16 protein-coding genes are annotated in these 17457 nt (G+C 66.7%); all 16 read left to right on the top strand.

The window, feature by feature from the left end; all coding sequences use genetic code 11:
* The first annotated feature begins 13 nt into the window (after positions 1 to 13).
* The 16 genes from rplT (at position 14) to tyrS (ending at position 17185) form a co-directional block, all read left to right on the top strand.
* A complete protein-coding gene (rplT, locus tag HB677_RS14935; protein WP_213816535.1) occupies positions 14 to 400 on the top strand; it encodes a 50S ribosomal protein L20 in 387 nt (128 codons plus the stop codon).
* A gap of 78 nt (positions 401 to 478) precedes the next feature.
* Positions 479 to 1279 carry an RNA methyltransferase gene (locus HB677_RS14930; RefSeq protein ID WP_213816534.1) on the top strand — a complete coding sequence of 267 codons (801 nt, stop codon included), beginning with the start codon at positions 479 to 481 and terminating at the stop codon, positions 1277 to 1279.
* Positions 1280 to 1370: 91 nt separating this feature from the next.
* Positions 1371 to 2411, top strand: coding sequence for a phenylalanine--tRNA ligase subunit alpha (gene pheS, locus HB677_RS14925; protein ID WP_213816533.1), 1041 nt, complete (start codon positions 1371 to 1373; stop codon positions 2409 to 2411).
* On the top strand, positions 2411 to 4918 hold the full coding sequence (pheT, locus tag HB677_RS14920) for a phenylalanine--tRNA ligase subunit beta (protein WP_213816532.1): 2508 nt from the start codon (positions 2411 to 2413) through the stop codon (positions 4916 to 4918). Before pheS ends, pheT begins: the two co-directional genes overlap by 1 nt.
* Positions 4919 to 5148: 230 nt before the next feature.
* The gene (argC, locus tag HB677_RS14915; protein ID WP_213816531.1) at positions 5149 to 6195 is read left to right on the top strand and encodes an N-acetyl-gamma-glutamyl-phosphate reductase; all 1047 of its coding nucleotides are present in this window, start codon (positions 5149 to 5151) and stop codon (positions 6193 to 6195) included.
* Positions 6192 to 7337 carry a bifunctional glutamate N-acetyltransferase/amino-acid acetyltransferase ArgJ gene (argJ, locus tag HB677_RS14910; protein ID WP_213816530.1) on the top strand — a complete coding sequence of 382 codons (1146 nt, stop codon included), beginning with the start codon at positions 6192 to 6194 and terminating at the stop codon, positions 7335 to 7337. Before argC ends, argJ begins: the two co-directional genes overlap by 4 nt.
* Positions 7334 to 8254 (top strand): acetylglutamate kinase, encoded by a 921-nt coding sequence (gene argB / locus HB677_RS14905; protein WP_213816529.1) that lies wholly within the window; start codon positions 7334 to 7336, stop codon positions 8252 to 8254. Before argJ ends, argB begins: the two co-directional genes overlap by 4 nt.
* On the top strand, positions 8251 to 9468 hold the full coding sequence (locus HB677_RS14900) for an acetylornithine transaminase (protein ID WP_213816528.1): 1218 nt from the start codon (positions 8251 to 8253) through the stop codon (positions 9466 to 9468). Before argB ends, HB677_RS14900 begins: the two co-directional genes overlap by 4 nt.
* A complete protein-coding gene (gene argF / locus HB677_RS14895; RefSeq protein ID WP_213816527.1) occupies positions 9465 to 10388 on the top strand; it encodes an ornithine carbamoyltransferase in 924 nt (307 codons plus the stop codon). Before HB677_RS14900 ends, argF begins: the two co-directional genes overlap by 4 nt.
* Positions 10367 to 11602, top strand: coding sequence for a heparan-alpha-glucosaminide N-acetyltransferase domain-containing protein (locus HB677_RS14890; RefSeq protein WP_213816526.1), 1236 nt, complete (start codon positions 10367 to 10369; stop codon positions 11600 to 11602). The genes argF and HB677_RS14890 overlap by 22 nt, the downstream gene beginning before the upstream one ends.
* On the top strand, positions 11603 to 12802 hold the full coding sequence (locus tag HB677_RS14885; protein ID WP_213816525.1) for an argininosuccinate synthase: 1200 nt from the start codon (positions 11603 to 11605) through the stop codon (positions 12800 to 12802).
* Positions 12803 to 12808: 6 nt separating this feature from the next.
* On the top strand, positions 12809 to 14236 hold the full coding sequence (gene argH / locus HB677_RS14880; protein WP_213816524.1) for an argininosuccinate lyase: 1428 nt from the start codon (positions 12809 to 12811) through the stop codon (positions 14234 to 14236).
* Positions 14233 to 14373 carry a hypothetical protein gene (locus tag HB677_RS14875; protein WP_213816523.1) on the top strand — a complete coding sequence of 47 codons (141 nt, stop codon included), beginning with the start codon at positions 14233 to 14235 and terminating at the stop codon, positions 14371 to 14373. Before argH ends, HB677_RS14875 begins: the two co-directional genes overlap by 4 nt.
* Positions 14374 to 14381: 8 nt before the next feature.
* The gene (locus HB677_RS14870) at positions 14382 to 14972 is read left to right on the top strand and encodes a DNA-3-methyladenine glycosylase (protein WP_213816522.1); all 591 of its coding nucleotides are present in this window, start codon (positions 14382 to 14384) and stop codon (positions 14970 to 14972) included.
* 2 nt (positions 14973 to 14974) lie between these two features.
* The gene (locus tag HB677_RS14865; RefSeq protein WP_213816521.1) at positions 14975 to 15865 is read left to right on the top strand and encodes a DUF817 domain-containing protein; all 891 of its coding nucleotides are present in this window, start codon (positions 14975 to 14977) and stop codon (positions 15863 to 15865) included.
* Between the two features lie 3 nt (positions 15866 to 15868).
* A complete protein-coding gene (gene tyrS, locus HB677_RS14860) occupies positions 15869 to 17185 on the top strand; it encodes a tyrosine--tRNA ligase (RefSeq protein WP_213816520.1) in 1317 nt (438 codons plus the stop codon).
* Positions 17186 to 17457 lie beyond the last annotated feature (272 nt).

Here is a 17457-nt window from a genome sequence, read left to right as displayed (position 1 = left end):
CAGGACTTAGATCATGGCAAGAGTAAAAAGAGCGGTAAACGCTCACAAGAAGCGTCGCGTAATCCTCGAACGCGCCTCGGGTTACCGCGGCCAGCGTTCGCGTCTGTACCGTAAGGCCAAGGAGCAGGTCACCCACTCCCTCGTTTACGCATACCGTGACCGTCGCGCCCGCAAGGGTGACTTCCGTCGCCTGTGGATCCAGCGCATCAACGCTGCGTCCCGTGCAAACGGCCTGACCTACAACCGTTTCATCCAGGGCTTGAACCTGGCTGGCATCGAGGTCGACCGTCGCATCCTGGCTGACCTCGCGATCACCGAGCCCGCAACCTTCGCGGCCATCGTCGCGACGGCCAAGGCAGCACTGCCGGCAGACACCTCAGCCCCCAAGGTTGTTGCGTAAGCATTTTTTCCTCATCGAACGCCCCAACACCCGCGTGGTGGTGGGGCGTTCGTTGTTTCCCGGCAATAAGCTGTGCCCATGATTGACAACCCGCGTTCGCCGCGTGTTCGTGGCGTCGCGAAGCTAGCTAAGCGTGATGCCCGAGCACAGACCGGCCTCTTCCTCCTCGAGGGACCCCAGGCCGTTGCTGAGGCCCTGACCTTCCGCCCAGAACTGATGGTGGAGTTGTACGCGACTCCCACCGCCCTCGACCGCTATACCGACATCGCGCAGGTCGCCATTGATGCGGGTGTTGATGTGGAGTTCGTCACCGAAGCCGTGCTCGAGAGCATGGCCGACACGGTCACCCCGCAGGGAATCGTCGCGGTGGTGCACCAGTTCCCGACGTCCATCAAGGACATTTTGTCGGATGGCCCGAAGCTGATCGCCATCCTCGAAGAAGTACGCGATCCCGGCAACGCGGGCACGATTATCCGTGCCGCCGACGCGGCCGGAGCGGACGGCGTCATCCTGACCGGTCGCAGCGTGGATCTCTACAACCCCAAGGTTGTGCGCGCCACCACCGGTTCCCTCTTCCACCTTCCCGTGGCAATCGCCGCGGACCTCGAGGTCGCCCTCGAGCGCATCAAGTCCGCGGGCATGCAGGTCGTCGCCGCAGACATCAAGGGTTCCGACCTGCTGACGGCACGTCGTGAAGGCGTGCTGGCTGCCCCAACCGCGTGGCTGTTCGGCAACGAGGCCCGCGGGCTGAGCGACGAATACCTCGCCCTGGCCGACCGGGCGATCGCGGTGCCCATCTACGGTCACGCAGAATCGATGAACCTGGCAACGGCCGCGTCCGTCTGCCTGTACGAAAGCGCATTCGCCCAGCGCGACTGATCACCAGCCCGCCGGGGTGGGGTGCCAAGGATCACGCACCGCGCACTGACCGGCGGGCGGGGCATCCCGTTGCGCCCTAAACTTGACGCTTGTGTCAGAACCTCAGGTCATCACAGACGAAAACGTAGCCCAGGCGGTGGATGCCGCCCTCGCCGCGATCGGCGCCGCGAACGATTCGGCCGAGCTCCGCGCCGCCCGCACCGCGCACACCGGTGAGGCGTCGCCGCTCGCCCGGCTGAACGGCGCCCTGCGCTCGGTGCCCAACGACCAGAAGGCCGCGCTCGGCAAGCTGGTCGGCCAGGCCCGCGGACGTGTCACCCAGGCACTCGCCGCCCGCGAGGGAGAAGTGCTCATCGCCGAGGAGACCGCGCGTCTTGCCGCGGAGTCCATTGACGTCACGGCCGTTCCCACGCGCTGGCGTGGCGGTGCGCGCCATCCGATCTCCCTGCTCATGGACAAGATGAGCGACATCTTCATCGGAATGGGGTGGGAGGTCGCCGAGGGACCGGAACTCGAGAACGAGTGGTTCAACTTCGACGCAATGAACTTCGACGAGGATCACCCCGCACGCGCCATGCAGGACACCTTCTTTGTGGAGCCTGTCGACTCGCACCTCGTGCTGCGCACGCACACGTCTCCCGTGCAGATTCGCTCGCTGCTCGGACGCGAGCTGCCCGTGTACGTCGTCGCGCCCGGACGCGTGTTCCGCACCGACGAACTGGACGCGACGCACACCCCCGTCTTCAGCCAGCTCGAGGCCATCGCCATCGACAAGGGCCTCACCATGGCGCACCTGCGTGGCACGCTCGAGCACCTCGCACGTTCGCTGTTCGGCGAGGGAGCGCAGATTCGCCTGCGCCCGAACTTCTTCCCGTTCACGGAGCCCAGCGCCGAGATGGACGTCTGGCAGCCGAACGCCAAGGGTGGCGCACGTTGGGTCGAGTGGGGCGGATGCGGCATGGTCAACGCCAATGTGCTGCGCGCCGCGGGCATCGACCCCGACGTCTACCAGGGCTTCGCCTTCGGTGTTGGCATCGAACGCACCCTACAGTTCCGCAATGACATGAACGACATGAGAGATATGGTCGAGGGCGATATTCGCTTCAGCCAGCAGTTTGGAATGGTGGTCTGATGCGCGTCCCCGTCAAGTGGCTTCGCGACTATGTCGCAGTGGCCCCGGATGCCACGGCAGAGGAAATTCTCGCGGACCTCGTGAAGGTCGGCTTCGAAGAGGAAGACATTCACACGTTCGGCGTGACCGGACCGGTCGTTGTCGGCCAGGTACTCGAGTTCGTTCCCGAGCCGCAGAGCAACGGCAAGACCATCAACTGGTGCCAGGTCGACGTCGGCGAAGCAGAGCCCCGCGGAATCGTCTGCGGAGCGCACAACTTCGTCGTCGGCGACAAGGTCGTGGTGTCCCTTCCCGGCGCCATGTTGCCCGGCCCGTTCCCCATCGCCGCGCGCAAGACCTACGGCCACGTCTCCGACGGCATGATCGCGTCCGCGCGTGAGCTCGGCATGGGGGAGGAGCACGACGGAATCCTCCGTCTCGCCTCCCTCGGTCTCGACCCCGCTCCCGGCGAGGACGCCATCGCCCTGCTCGGCCTCGACGACTTCGCGGTCGAGATCAACGTGACGCCCGACCGCGGCTACGCCTTCTCCATGCGCGGCGTCGCCCGTGAGTACTCGCACTCGACGGGGGCCACGTTCCACGACCCCGCACTCTCACCCGAGCTCGAGCCGATCCTTGCTGCGCCGGCCACCGGGTTCGCCGTGACCATCGACGACACGGCGCCCGTGCGCGACCGCGTTGGCGCGAGTGTCTTCGTCACCCGTGTCGTGCGGGGAGTGGATGCCTCGCGGCCGACCCCTCCCTGGATGATCTCGCGTCTCGGACTCGCGGGCATCCGTTCCATCTCCCTCATTGTCGACATCACGAACTACGTGATGTGGGAACTGGGGCAGCCGATCCACGGCTACGACCTGGACAAGCTCACCGGCGGGATCACGGTTCGCCGTGCCCTCCCGGGCGAGACCCTCGTGACCCTCGACGACCAGACGCGAAAGCTGCACCCGGAGGACCTGCTCATCGCGGACGACTCCGGCGCCATCGGCCTCGCCGGTGTCATGGGCGGTGCCGCCACCGAAATCGGCGACACCACCACCAACGTGCTCATCGAGGCCGCCGGCTTCGACCCGACGACCATCGCCCGCTCCGCGCGCCGTCACAAGCTGCCGAGCGAGGCATCCAAGCGGTTCGAGCGTGGTGTCGATCCCAAGGTGGCGCCCGCCGCCGCGGCTCGCGTCGTGCAGCTGCTGCTGGAACTCGCCGGGGGCGAGCTCGATGAGCTCGGGTCATCCCTCGACAACTCCGTCGCGCCACGCCCGATCTTCCTGCCCGACGGATACGTCGCCGCGCTGATCGGTGTCGGTTACACCACCGACGAGGTTGTCTCCTCCCTCGCCGAGATCGGCACCACCGTCGACGCTGCCGACGGCGGCCACGTGGTGACCCCGCCGACCTGGCGCCCCGACCTCACCGACAAGGCGACTCTCGCCGAGGAAGTCGCCCGCATCATCGGGTACGACCGCATTCCGTCCGTGTTGCCCGTCGCTCCTCCCGGGCGTGGGCTGACCCGCTCGCAACTGCTGCGCCGCTCCGTGGCATCCGCCCTCGCCGCGTCGGGCCTCACCGAGGTGCTTGCCTACCCGTTCCTGTCGACGAAGGCGTCCGATCGCTTCGGTTCGCCCGTAGCAGGGGGAGTGCCGGCGATCAGGCTCGCGAACCCGCTGGATTCCGAGGCCGCCGTCATGCGAACGTCGCTGCTGCCCGGGCTGCTCGACATTTCCCGCCGGAACCTCTCGCGCGGCCTCACCGACCTCGCTGTCTACGAAATCGGCGCCGTGTTCCTTCCCGTTGCCGGCGAGACCTACGGCAGCGGGCCGCTTCCGTTCGGTGCCGCGCGCCCGTCCGACGAGGTGCTCGCGCAGCTGAACGCGGGCATCCCGCCGCAGCCGCGTCACATCGCCGCCGTGTTCATCGGCGACACGATCACCAAGCAGCCGGGACAACTCGCCGTGGCCAGCGGCATCGCCGATGCCCTCGCCGTGGTGTCCGAGGTCGCGTTCGTGCTCGCGGTACCGGTGCGCGTGGCGACGGGCTCCCACCAGGCGATGCACCCGGGGCGCACCGCAGAGATCTGGGTCGGGGACCGCTCCGTCGGTTTCGCCGGCGAGTTGCTGCCGGCGCTTGCCGACGAGCTCGACCTTCCCCGCGTCGTCGGTGTCGTCGAGCTCGACCTCGACGCGCTCATCGAACTCGCCACCCCGGAGGTCACCCCGACCCCCATCGTGAGCATGCCCGCGGCAACCCAGGACCTGTCCCTCGTCGTTGGTGTCGGCGTTGCCGCCGGTGACGTCCTCGCCGCCGTGCGCGAGGGTGCCGGCGACCTGCTCGAGCACATCGTCCTCGTCGATGACTACCGGGGACAGGGAGTGGCGGATGACGCGAAGTCGCTGACCTTCGCCCTGCGCTTCCGCGCACCCGACCGCACGCTGACGGCCGACGAAGCAACGGCGGCCAAACTGGCAGGGCTCGCCCTCGCCGCCGGGCGCTTCGGAGCGACCCTGCGCGAGTAGCCGATACCGCCCGGGTTTGTTCGATTGGGAAAACCGAGCACCCGGGCGGTAAGGTCGAGCGATGGACATCCGCGTAGTGCGATCGGGCGAGCTTCACCGCCGCACCATCCGCGCGCGCCGACTCTAGGCGACGCCCCGCCGCTGGTTTCCAGCGTGCTGAACTCTCAGCATCGTGCGTAGCGCCGCCGCAGCCTTAGAATCCCCGTCCGATCGAACCCTAAGGTAGAGCCATGTCTCTTTCCGTTGCCGTCGCTGGTGCTAGCGGCTACGCCGGTGGTGAGCTTCTGCGTATCCTCGCCGACCACCCCGAATTCACCGTCACAACCGTGACGGCGTTCTCCAATGCGGGACAGCCGCTCATCGCGCTGCAACCCCACCTGCGCTCCCTCGCGCATCTGACCCTCGTCGAGACCACCGCCGCGAATCTTGCCGGTCACGACGTAGTTTTCCTCGCCCTTCCCCACGGAAAGTCGGGCGAGATCACCGCGCAGCTTGCCGACGACACGCTCGTCATCGACTGCGGAGCCGACCACCGTCTGACGAGCGAGTCCGACTGGGCCGCGTTCTACGGCGGCGAGTATTTCGGCGCGTGGACATACGGCATGCCGGAATTGGTGCTGGCGGATGGCTCGCGCCAGCGTGAGTCCATCGTCGGTGCAACCCGCATCGCCGTCCCCGGCTGCAACGTCACCGCGATTTCCCTCGGCCTCGCCCCCGGTATTCGCGCCGGGGTGCTCGAGCCCGAGGACATCGTCGCCGTGCTCGCCGTTGGACCGTCCGGCGCGGGCAAGACGCTGAAGGTCAACCTGCTCGCGAGCGAGATTCTCGGCTCCTCCTACGCCTACGGCGTCGGGGGAACCCACCGTCACACCCCCGAAATCCGCCAGAACCTCACCGCCGCGGGAGGCGTGGGGGTCACCGTCTCCTTTACCCCCATGCTCGTGCCGATGTCGCGGGGCATCCTCGCCACGTCAACCGCCCGGCTCGCGCCCGGCGTGAGCGCCGCCGACGTGCGGTCGGCGTTCGAGATTGCCTACGCGGATGAACCGTTTGTGCACCTTCTTCCCGCGGGCGAGTACCCCCGCACCGCCGACACCGTGGGCGCCAACACGGCGCTCATCGGCCTCGCGGTCGACGAGGTCAGCCGCCGCGTCACCACCATCACCGCGATCGACAACCTGGTCAAGGGAACGGCGGGCGCCGCGATTCAGAGCGCCAACATCGCCCTCGGCCTTCCGGAACAGGCCGGACTGACAACGAATGGAGTCGCCCCGTGAGCGTCACACACGCGAAGGGCTTTGTCGCTTCAGGCGTCGAGGCAGGTCTCAAGCACAGCGGCGGCAAGGACATCGCCATCGTCTCAAACCAGGGGCCGAGCCAGGCAGCGGCCGTCGTCTTCACGAGCAACCGGGCCAAGGCGAACCCGATCCTGTGGTCGCAACAGGTCATCGCCGACGGTGTGGTCTCCGCCGTCGTTCTCAACTCCGGGGGAGCCAACTGCTACACGGGCACCCAGGGATTCCAGACCACCCACGCGACGGCCGAGGCAGTCGCCACAAAGCTGGGCGTCTCCGCCGGTGACGTGCTCGTCTGCTCCACGGGACTGATCGGCGAACAGCTCCCGCTGGACAAGATCCTCGCAGGGGTAGAGGCAAGCACGCTGACGGATGACGGCGGCATCGACGCATCCCTCGCCATCATGACCACCGACAGCAAGCCCAAGCGTTCCATCGTCGAAGGCAACGGCTGGACCATCGGTGGCATGGCCAAGGGCGCCGGAATGCTCGCTCCCGGGCTCGCCACCATGCTCGTGGTCATCACCACCGACGCCGACCTGCCCGCGGACGTGCTCGACACCGCACTGCGCGCCGCCACCCGCATCACCTTCGACCGCCTCGACTCCGACGGCTGTATGTCGACCAACGACCAGGTCACGCTCATGGCCAGCGGCGCGTCGGGAGTGACCCCGTCCGTCATCGAGTTCACCGGCGCCGTCACCGCGATCTGCCGCGACCTCGCCCTGCAGCTGCAGGCAGACGCGGAGGGCTCCAGCCACGACATCGCGATCGAGACCATCAACGCCGAGTCCGAAGAGGACGCCGTCGAGGTCGGTCGTGCCGTCGCCCGCAACAACCTCTTCAAGGCCGCGGTCTTCGGCAACGACCCCAACTGGGGCCGCGTGCTCGCCGCCGTCGGGACCACGCAGGCAACCTTCGACCCCTACGTCATCGACGTGTCGATCAACGGCATCGCGGTCTGCGTATCGGGGGAGCCCGGCCAGTCCCGCGACCTCGTCGACCTGACCCCGCGGGCGGTGCACGTGCTCATCGACCTCAAGGCCGGCACGCGCGAGGCGACGATCTGGACGAACGACCTCACCCACGATTACGTGCACGAGAACAGCGCGTACAGCTCATGAGTGAGGCAGACGATTCCGGTTCGGCGCTGGACGCGTCGGCCAAAGCCTCGGTGCTCATCGAGTCGCTTCCCTGGCTCAAGCGCTTCGCCGGGCAGACCATCGTCATCAAGTTCGGTGGAAATGCGATGGTGGATGACTCGCTGAAGGAGTCATTTGCCGAGGACATGGCGTACCTGCACTACGTGGGCATCCGCCCGGTGATCGTGCACGGGGGTGGCCCGCAGATTTCCGCGGAACTCGCCCGCCGGGGCATCCCGAGTCAATTCCAGGGCGGGTATCGCGTCACGACGGTCGACGCCATCGACGTGGTGCGCGACGTGCTCGTGGGTGAGGTGAACGCGGGTCTCGTCGACATGCTGAACGCGCACGCGACCACCGCCGACGGGGGACCGCTCGCTGTGGGACTGTCGGGAGAGACCGCGAACCTGTTTGGCGGCCGTCGTCGCGGTGCCATGGTCGACGGAGAACTCGTCGACCTCGGCCTCGTCGGTGATGTGGTGGAGGTTGACCCGTCCATCGTGCTCGCCCAGCTCGACGCCGGATTCATCCCGGTGGTCTCCTCGATCGCTCCGGACATCGACGTGCCCGGCCAATCGCTCAACATCAACGCCGATTCGGCCGCGTCAGCACTGGCCGTCGCCCTCGGAGCCGCGAAGCTCGTGATTCTCACGGACGTCGCCGGTCTCTACAGCGACTGGCCCAATCGCGACTCCCTCGTCTCGGTTATTCATGCCGACGAACTGACGCAGTTGTTGCCGTCACTGGAGTCCGGCATGATCCCCAAAATGACAGCGTGCCTAGAGGCCGTCGACGGAGGCGTGGCGAAAGCCGCCATCATCGACGGGCGCATTCCGCACTCGATCCTGCTCGAAGTATTTACGCAGCAGGGAATTGGAACCGAGGTAGTCTCCGCATGACAAACGACGAATTCATCTCCACCGATATCGACGGTGCAACCGACACCCCCTGGCCGCAGCGCTACCGCACGGCCATGATGGGCTCGGCTCCCGCCCCGCTGCGCCTGCTGGTGCGCGGGGAGGGTGCCTATGTCTGGGATTCCGAGGGCGTCAGGTACCTCGACTTCCTCGCGGGCATCGCGGTCAACGCGCTCGGTCACGCGCACCCGGTGCTCGTCGAGGCCGTGACCACACAGATCTCCGCCATCGCGCACGTCTCCAACTACTTCGCCACGCCTCCCCAGATCGAGCTGGCCGAGCGCCTGCGCCGCATCACGGGTGCGGGCGATCGCGGCCGGGTGTACTTCGGCAACTCCGGGGCGGAAGCGATCGAGGCGGCGCTCAAGCTGTCGCGCCTCAACAAGGGTCGCAAGCGCGTGCTCGCGCTCAACAACTCGTTCCACGGACGCACGATGGGATCGCTGTCCCTGACGGGCAAGCCCGCACTGCGGGACGCGTTCGAGCCGCTCATCCCGGGCATCGTGCACATCGATTCGACGATCGCGGCGCTCGAAGCGGCGATAGACGATACCGTTGCCGCCCTGGTGGTCGAACCCATCAAGGGGGAGGCCGGCGTCATCGAGCTGCCCGAGGGGTACCTGAAACGTGCGCGCGAACTGACAACGAAGCACGGAGCTCTCCTCATCCTCGACGAAATCCAGACGGGGGTCGGCAGAACCGGCGCCTGGTTCTCGTTCCAGCGTGCGGGCATCGTTCCTGATGCGATCGCGGTTGCCAAGGGAATCGCGGGAGGGGTACCCATCGGCGCCCTCATCACGTTCGGCGAGGCATCCGACCTCTTCGCGACCGGCCAGCACGGCAGCACCTTCGGTGGTAACCCGCTCGCCACCGCCGCCGCCAACGCGGTGCTCGGCGAGATCGAAAGCGCCGGACTCATCGAGAACGCCGTGCAGCGCGGCGCCGAGATCCGTGCCGGTATCGAGGCGCTCAACTCGCCCCTCGTCGCCGAGGTCCGCGGTGCCGGGCTGCTGCTCGGCATCGGCCTCACCGAACCCGTCGCGCACCGCATCTCGACGAAGGCCCTCGAGCTCGGCCTCATCATCAACGCCGCGAACGACACCAGCATCCGCATCGCACCCCCGCTCATCATCGGCGACGCCGAGGTAGCGGAATTCATCGCCATCTTCACCCAGGCCCTGGAGGCAACATCATGACCCGGCACTTTCTTCGCGACGACGACCTGACCCAGGCCGAGCAGAACACCATCCTCGACCTCGCGGTCGAGCTGAAGAAAGACCGCTTTGGCACGCGTCCGCTCGCCGGTCCGCAGACCGTCGCCGTGATCTTCGACAAGTCGTCCACCCGCACCCGGGTGAGCTTCGCCGTCGGAATCGCGGACCTCGGAGGCATCCCCCTCATCATCTCCACCGCCAACAGCCAGCTCGGGGGCAAGGAAACAGCGGGAGACACCGCGCGCGTTCTTGAGCGCCAGGTCGCCGCCATCGTCTGGCGCACCTACGCCCAGTCGGGACTCGTCGAGATGGCGGCCGGAACCACCGTTCCCGTCGTCAACGCGCTGAGCGACGAGTTTCACCCCTGTCAGCTGCTGGCCGATTTGCTCACCATCCGGGAGCACCGCGGCGAGCTGCAGGGCCTCACCGTCACCTTCCTCGGCGACGGTGCAAGCAACATGGCGCAGTCCTACCTCCTGGCCTGCGCTGTCGCCGGCATCCACGTGCGTGTCGCTTCCCCGGCGAGCTATGCACCGGATGCCTCGGTCGTCGCCGATGCCGAAGCCCGGGCCACCGCGTCCGGAGGCTCCGTCGAGCTGTTCACCGACGCGGCAGCCGCCGTCGCCGGGGCCGACGTTGTCGTCACGGACACCTGGGTCTCCATGGGCAAGGAGGCCGAGAAGGCCGAACGCATCGCCACCTTTGGCGACTACCGCGTTGACTCCGCGCTCATGGCGCAGGCAAAGCCCGACGCCCTGTTCATGCACTGCCTCCCCGCCGACCGCGGCTACGAGGTCACGGCCGACGTCATTGACGGCCCGCAGAGCGTCATCTGGGATGAGGCCGAGAACCGTCTGCACGCGCAGAAGGCGCTGATGGTGTGGCTGCTCTCCCAGCAGTAGCGGCCACTCCCCGGCGCACGCGGTCGCTGTTCGGCAGCGACCGCATCGCCGGGCTCGATCTTGCCCGGGGACTGGCGATCATCGGCATGTTCGCCGCGCACACGCTGCTCACCGACGAATTCGACTGGGTGGATGCCTCGACCTGGGTCGATCTCGTTAACGGACGGTCCGCCGTGCTCTTCGCCACACTGGCGGGCATCTCCATTGCCATCATCACCGGGGGCCGCACGCCCGTCGATGGCGTGCCCCTCGTGCAGGCGAGGGTGCGCATCCTCGTGCGCGCGGCCCTGCTGTTCGTGCTGGGCGGAGTGCTTACCGCGCTCGGCACCAATGTCTACGTGATCCTCGAGTACTACGCCGTGATGTTCGTCCTCGCCCTGCCTCTCGTGCGCGTGCGTCCGCGCCGTCTGTTCGTTCTCGCCGGGGTGCTCGCCGTGGTGATGCCGGTGGTGCGCTACATGGGAGCGAGCGCCCTGTCGCTGAGCGGCGGGCAGCCCTCGGAGATCGGCGATCTGACGCTCACGGGCATTTATCCGGCACTGGTGTGGATCGCCTTTGTCGTGGCGGGGCTCGCGATCGGCCGGTTGGACCTCGCGTCCCGACTCACCCAGCTGCGCCTCCTGGTGGTCGGCACCGGAATTTCCGTGCTCGGATACGGCGCCGGAGCACTCCTTGTCACGGCCGTCGGTCGGTTCGACGTGCCACAGGGCGGCGCCTACGCCGAGGACTGGGCCGGTCTTCTCGACCTCCGGTCGTTTGCGACGATCGCCCCGCACAGCGGCAGCCCGTTCGAGGTTGTCGGTGCGGCTGGATTCGCGATGGCCGTAATCGGCCTGTGCCTGCTGATCGCCCGCCCGCTGCGGTACATCCTCTTTCCCGTCGCGGCGACCGGCGCAATGGCGCTCACCGCCTACTCCGGTCAGTTGGTCGCCCTGTCGCTGCTGGGCCGCGACTACTGGACGCAGGGGAGCAATAACGCCGCCATTTTCTGGTGGCTCACGGTCGGCACCCTGGTCTTCTGTTCCGTGTGGACCCTCCTGCTCGGCAGGGGACCACTGGAGAGAGTCCTCACATCTGTCTCGAGACGGGCAGCGGCAATCGTCGCGCGTCCGTCCGGGTTCGCACAGCCCACGGCGTCGATCGGAGATGAGCCAGAGCGCTCCGACCGCGCCGGTAGTATTGGGGTCACTCATTCTGGTTGGAGAAACACGTAAATGTCGGAACGCGTAGTCCTCGCTTATTCGGGCGGACTGGACACCTCGGTTGGTATTGGTTGGCTGAAAGACGCCACGGGCAAAGAGGTCGTGGCACTCGCCGTTGACGTCGGCCAGGGCGGCGAGGACATGGAGGACATCCGTCAGCGCGCCCTCGACTGCGGCGCGGTTGACGCCGTCGTCGTCGACGCGAAGGACGAATTCGCCGCCGACTACCTCATGCCGGCGCTGAAGGCCAACGCGCTGTACCAGAAGACCTACCCGCTGGTGTCCGCACTCAGCCGCCCGTTGATCGCCCGTCACCTGGCGCGCGTCGCCAAGGAACTCGGCGCCGACTCCGTGGCCCACGGCTGCACCGGCAAGGGCAACGACCAGGTGCGCTTCGAGGCCGCCGTCGCCGCCCTCGCTCCTGACCTCACGAGCATCGCGCCCGTGCGTGACCTCGCTCTGACCCGCGACAAGGCGATCATCTACGCGAACGAGCACAACCTGCCCATTCGCCAGAGTGCCGCGAGCCCGTACTCCATCGACAAGAACGTCTGGGGTCGCGCCGTCGAGACCGGCTTCCTTGAGGACCCGTGGAACGCTCCCATCGAGGATCTCTACGAGTACACGATGGACCCCGCCGTCGCGAAGGCGGCCGACGAGGTCGTCATCACCTTCACCGAGGGCATTCCCACGGCGATCGACGGCGTCGCCGTCACGCCGCTGCAGGCCGTGGAGCAGCTCAACATCCTCGCCGGAAAGCACGGCGTAGGTCGCATCGACGTCGTCGAGGACCGCCTCGTGGGCATCAAGAGCCGTGAGGTCTACGAGGCTCCCGCCGCGATGGCACTCATCGCCGCGCACGAAGCCCTCGAGTCACTGACGCTCGAGCGCGACCTCGGTCGCTACAAGCGTGGCGTCGAGTCCGAGTGGGCCAACCTCGTCTACGACGGTCTGTGGTTCTCGGGTCTCAAGCGCAGCCTCGATGTCTTCATCGACGACACGCAGAAGTACGTGAGCGGCGACATCCGCCTCAAGCTCCAGGGCGGCCGCGCGGTCGTCACCGGACAGAAGAGCGAGCAGAGCCTGTACGACTTCAGCCTCGCGACCTACGACACCGGCGACACGTTCGACCAGTCGCTGTCGAAGGGCTTCATCGAGATCTGGTCGCTTCCGAGCAAGATCTCTGCCCGTCGCGACCTGAACGGCAAGTAACTCACGGTGAGCGAGCAGGGCGGGACAACCGCGGAGGGTTCCCTGTGGGGAGCCAGATTTGCTGACGGTCCATCGCCCGAGCTCGCTCGCCTGAGCAAGTCGACGCACTTCGACTGGCAGCTGGGCTCCTACGACGTCGCGGGTTCGATGGCGCATGCCAAGGCACTCGCCGTCGCGGGATACCTCAGCGACGACGAACTGACCCGCATGCTCGCGGCGCTCGAGCAGCTGCTGTCGGACTGGCGGGATGGCACGTTTGCCCCGCAGGACACCGACGAGGATGTGCACGGCGCCCTGGAGCGCGGGCTCATCGAGCTGGCCGGTGCCGAGCTCGGCGGGCGTCTGCGCGCCGGCCGCAGTCGCAACGATCAGATCGCGACACTCGTGCGGATGTATCTGATCGACCACGGGGCATCCATTGGTCATCTTCTCCTGCAACTGATTGACGCGATCGCCGCCCAGGCCGAGGCGCACGAGGGTGCTCCCATGCCGGGCCGAACGCACCTGCAGCACGCCCAGCCGGTGCTGCTCGCGCATCACCTGCTGGCGCACGCGTGGCCGCTGGTGCGCGACCTTGAACGCCTCCGTGACTGGCGGGCGCGGGCATCCGCTTCCCCCTACGGCGCTGGCGCTCTTGCCGGAGGCGCACTCGGACTCGACCCCGTGTTCATCGCGACGGAGCTGGGGCTCGGGGCTCCGATGCCCAACTCGATCGACGCGACGGCGAGCCGCGATGTCGTGGCGGAGTTCGCCTACATCACCGCGCAGATCGGTATCGATGTCTCCCGGTTCGCCGAGGACATCATTCTCTGGGTCACCCGCGAGGTCGATTTCGCCAAGCTGCATGATGGCTACTCGACCGGGTCGTCGATCATGCCGCAGAAGAAGAATCCGGACATCGCGGAACTCGCGCGCGGCAAGGCCGGGCGTTTGGTCGGTAACCTCACCGGGCTGTTGACCACGCTCAAGGGGCTGCCGCTGGCCTACAACCGTGACCTGCAGGAAGACAAGGAGCCGGTGTTCGACTCCGTCGAGACTCTCGAGGTGTTGCTTCCGGCCTTCACCGGCATGGTCGCCACCCTGCGTTTCAACACCGACCGTATGGCGGAACTGGCACCCCAGGGATTCTCGCTCGCGACCGACGTGGCCGACTGGCTCGTGCGGCGTCACGTGCCGTTCCGCGAGGCCCACGAGATCAGCGGATCGCTCGTGCGATTCTGCGAGATCAACGGGCTCGAGCTGCACGAACCGACCGACGAGCAGTACGCCTCGGTGTCCGCACATCTGACCGGCGAGGTGCGCGAGGCCCTCACGGTGGAAGCATCGCTGGCTAGTCGCAACGGCGTGGGAGGAACCGCGCCCGAACGCGTGGTCGAACAGCTCGCCGCGCTCACCGCCCGCGTGCGCGAACTCGATCCCCGGAGAGCACTGTGACCCTGCACCGCGACAACCCCAAGAACACGCGCCCGCCGATGAAGACGCGCACGATGTGGATCTGGATCGGAGTGGCCGCCGCCGCGCTCATCTTTGTGCTGATCGACATCGCGGCGAACGGGATCTCCCTCTTCTAGGGCGCCCGATGGATCGCGAGCTGCTTCGCCGCCCGTCGGTGGAGGTCGCCCCGCTGCTGCTCGGCGCCCTGTTCACGCACCGGGACGTCACGCTGCGCATCACCGAAGTCGAGGCATACCTCAGCGACGTGGATCCCGGATCGCACTCCTTCCGGGGCAAGACCCCGCGCAACTCCGTGATGTGGGGTGAACCGGGACACCTCTACACCTACTTCACCTATGGGATGCACGTGTGCGCCAACATCGTGTGCTCACCCGACGGCGAATCATCCGCCGTCCTGCTGCGCGCCGGCGAAATCGTCGATGGAATCGAACTCGCGCGCCTGCGGCGAACGTCATCGAAGGTTGATACGGATCTTGCCCGCGGCCCCGCCCGGCTCGCCGTCGCCATGGACCTCACGCTCGCGATGAACGGCGCCGATCTTGCCGGTCCCGACTTCGCGCTCGAGTTTCCGGCGACGCCGTCCCCGTTCGAGCAGGGTCCGCGCACCGGAGTCTCCGGCGCCGGGGGAACCGCCGCGTTCCCCTGGCGGTTCTGGATACCGGGAGACCCGACGGTATTGCCGTACAAGGCGCACGTCCCCAAGAAACGGTCCTGACGGTGGCGCGCTTCACCCCCGTCGAACAGTCGATCGACGCCTGGGCGAACCGGCTGCTGCTGCGGTCGCCCGCGCGCGGGGTGCGCGCCGCGGTCGACGAGTTCCTCGTCTTCGGGGCCAAACAGGCGTGGGCGTGCATCTTCGGTGCTGTCCTTCTCGCGGTACTCATTGCCGCGAGGCTCTGGTATCCGGACTCCGCGGCGCTGGCCCGCAATGATGCCCTCACCCTTGCCGCGGTCATCATTCAGATCGTGATGGTCGCGACCCGGCTCGAGACGCTGCGGGAACTGCGGGTCATCGTTCTCTTCCACCTCGTGGGCACGGGAATGGAACTGTTCAAAACCGATGTGGGCTCCTGGTCGTATGCCGCGGACGGCATCCTGCGCGTCGGCGCCGTGCCCCTGTTCAGCGGATTCATGTACGCCGCCGTCGGTTCGTACATGGTGCGGGTGTACAGACTCTTCGACCTGCGGTTCGATCGTTACCCGCGCCGCTGGATCACGGCGGTCGTGGCATCCGTCATCTACCTCAACTTTTTCTCGCATCACTTCATCTGGGACTCCCGCTGGGTGCTGCTGGCGGTCGTCGTGGTGGTGTTTGGGCGCAGCGTGATGCACTTCCGTGTTTTCCGGCGGACGCTGCGGATGCCTCTGCTCCTGGGTTTCCTGCTGGTGGCGGTGTTCATCTGGCTCGCCGAAAACCTCGCCACCTGGTCAAACGCCTGGGTCTACCCCAACCAGCAGGACGGGTGGGAACTCGTTCCCCTCACCAAACTGGTCTCGTGGTTCCTGCTCATGATCATTTCGGTTGTGCTGGTGGCGTGGGTGTATCCGCCGCGCCCACCCGGCGTCGCGGCCATCGCCGGGCAGAAGAAGATTGCCGATAGCCTGTAAAGCGTGTCTGCACCCGCATCCGAAATCTTTGCCCGCCAGAGTAACGACTCGTCATTCCCCGATCTGTGGGACGAGCTCGTGTGGCGAGGCCTCATCCACGTGTCGACGAACGAGGACGAACTGCGCGCACTGCTCGCCGGTCCTCCCATCACGTACTACTGCGGATTCGATCCGACGGCGCCCAGCCTGCACCTCGGCAACTTCGTGCAGCTGCTGCTCATGCGCAGGCTCCAGCTCGCCGGGCACAAGCCGCTCGGTCTTGTCGGCGGGTCCACCGGGCTGATTGGCGACCCGCGTCCCACCGCCGAGCGCACGCTCAACACCCCCGAGGTCGTCGCCGAGTGGGTGGGCTACCTGCAGGGGCAGGTCTCGAAGTTCCTCAGTTTCGAGGGCGAGAATGCCGCGCGGCTGGTGAACAACCTCGACTGGACGGCCCCGATGTCGGCCATCGACTTCCTGCGCGACATCGGTAAGTACTTCCGGGTCGGGACGATGCTCAAGAAGGATGCCGTGAGTACCCGGCTGAACTCGGACGAGGGCATCAGCTACACCGAATTCAGTTACCAGATTTTGCAGGGCCTCGACTTCCGTCAGCTCTACATGGAGTACGGGTGCGTGTTGCAGACCGGCGGATCCGACCAGTGGGGCAACCTCACCAGCGGCGTCGACCTGATCAAGCGTTCGCTGGGGGAGTCGGCGCACGCCATCGGCACCCCGCTGATCACCAACTCCGACGGGCGCAAGTTCGGTAAGAGCGAGGGCAATGCCATCTGGCTGGATGAGAACCTCACCAGTCCGTACGCGATCTACCAGTTCTGGCTCAACACCGACGATGCGGACGTCATCGACCGCCTCAAGGTGTTCACCTTCCTGACCCGCGCGCAGATCGATGCTCTCGCGCAGGCAGTGGAGACCGAACCCTTCAAGCGGGAGGCGCAGCGCACCCTTGCCTACGAGGTGACGACCCTCATCCACGGAGAGCAGGCAACGCTCGCGGCGATCGCAGCGGCTGCCGCGCTGTTTGGTCAGGGTGATCTTGCGGCACTGGATGCCACGACCCTCGCGAGTGCGATTGCGGCGCTACCCCAGGCCGAAGCATCCGCCACCACGTCGGTGGTCCAACTGCTCGTGGACAGTGGACTCGTCGCCAGCCTGGGGGAGGGCCGTCGCGCCATCGCCCAGGGCGGCGTCTACCTCAACAACGTCAAAGTGACGGATGACTCCGACGAGCTGGGCGCGAGCCTGCTGCACGACCGCTTCGCCGTTCTGCGCCGTGGCAAGAAGACGCTCGCCGGCATCACCGTCGCGGCCCGGGATTAAAGCGCAGTATTTCGCGAAACTCCGGCGCGACGCGCCCGGGTTGCACGATATTTGCGCGTTGTTCAGAAGCCGCGTAATATCATCTCTTGTCACCCCACAGGTGCGGAAAAGCCGAAGAGCTTTCCGGCCTCAAGCGGGACTAAGTCCAATCAAACTCAAGACGTTCTCGTAACGGTTCTTGTCTTTGGTTCGTGATGAAATCCACTCCCGAAAGCTGGCGAGTCGGTTCGGAACACTTTCGGGTGGGCCGGGTTGGTGTCGACAGGTAAGAG

Source organism: Glaciihabitans sp. dw_435, from assembly GCF_018449675.1.
GTDB lineage: Bacteria > Actinomycetota > Actinomycetes > Actinomycetales > Microbacteriaceae > Glaciihabitans.
This window is presented reverse-complemented; position numbering and strand designations above follow the sequence as displayed.

Coding starts and splice junctions, on each gene's coding strand:
- argC (WP_213816531.1), top strand. CDS start 5,149: ATGTCTCTTTCCGTTGCCGTCGCTGGTGCTAGCGGCTACGCCGGTGGT.
- pheT (WP_213816532.1), top strand. CDS start 2,411: ATGCGCGTCCCCGTCAAGTGGCTTCGCGACTATGTCGCAGTGGCCCCG.
- HB677_RS14930 (WP_213816534.1), top strand. CDS start 479: ATGATTGACAACCCGCGTTCGCCGCGTGTTCGTGGCGTCGCGAAGCTA.
- HB677_RS14900 (WP_213816528.1), top strand. CDS start 8,251: ATGACAAACGACGAATTCATCTCCACCGATATCGACGGTGCAACCGAC.
- HB677_RS14885 (WP_213816525.1), top strand. CDS start 11,603: ATGTCGGAACGCGTAGTCCTCGCTTATTCGGGCGGACTGGACACCTCG.
- argB (WP_213816529.1), top strand. CDS start 7,334: ATGAGTGAGGCAGACGATTCCGGTTCGGCGCTGGACGCGTCGGCCAAA.
- HB677_RS14870 (WP_213816522.1), top strand. CDS start 14,382: ATGGATCGCGAGCTGCTTCGCCGCCCGTCGGTGGAGGTCGCCCCGCTG.
- rplT (WP_213816535.1), top strand. CDS start 14: ATGGCAAGAGTAAAAAGAGCGGTAAACGCTCACAAGAAGCGTCGCGTA.
- argF (WP_213816527.1), top strand. CDS start 9,465: ATGACCCGGCACTTTCTTCGCGACGACGACCTGACCCAGGCCGAGCAG.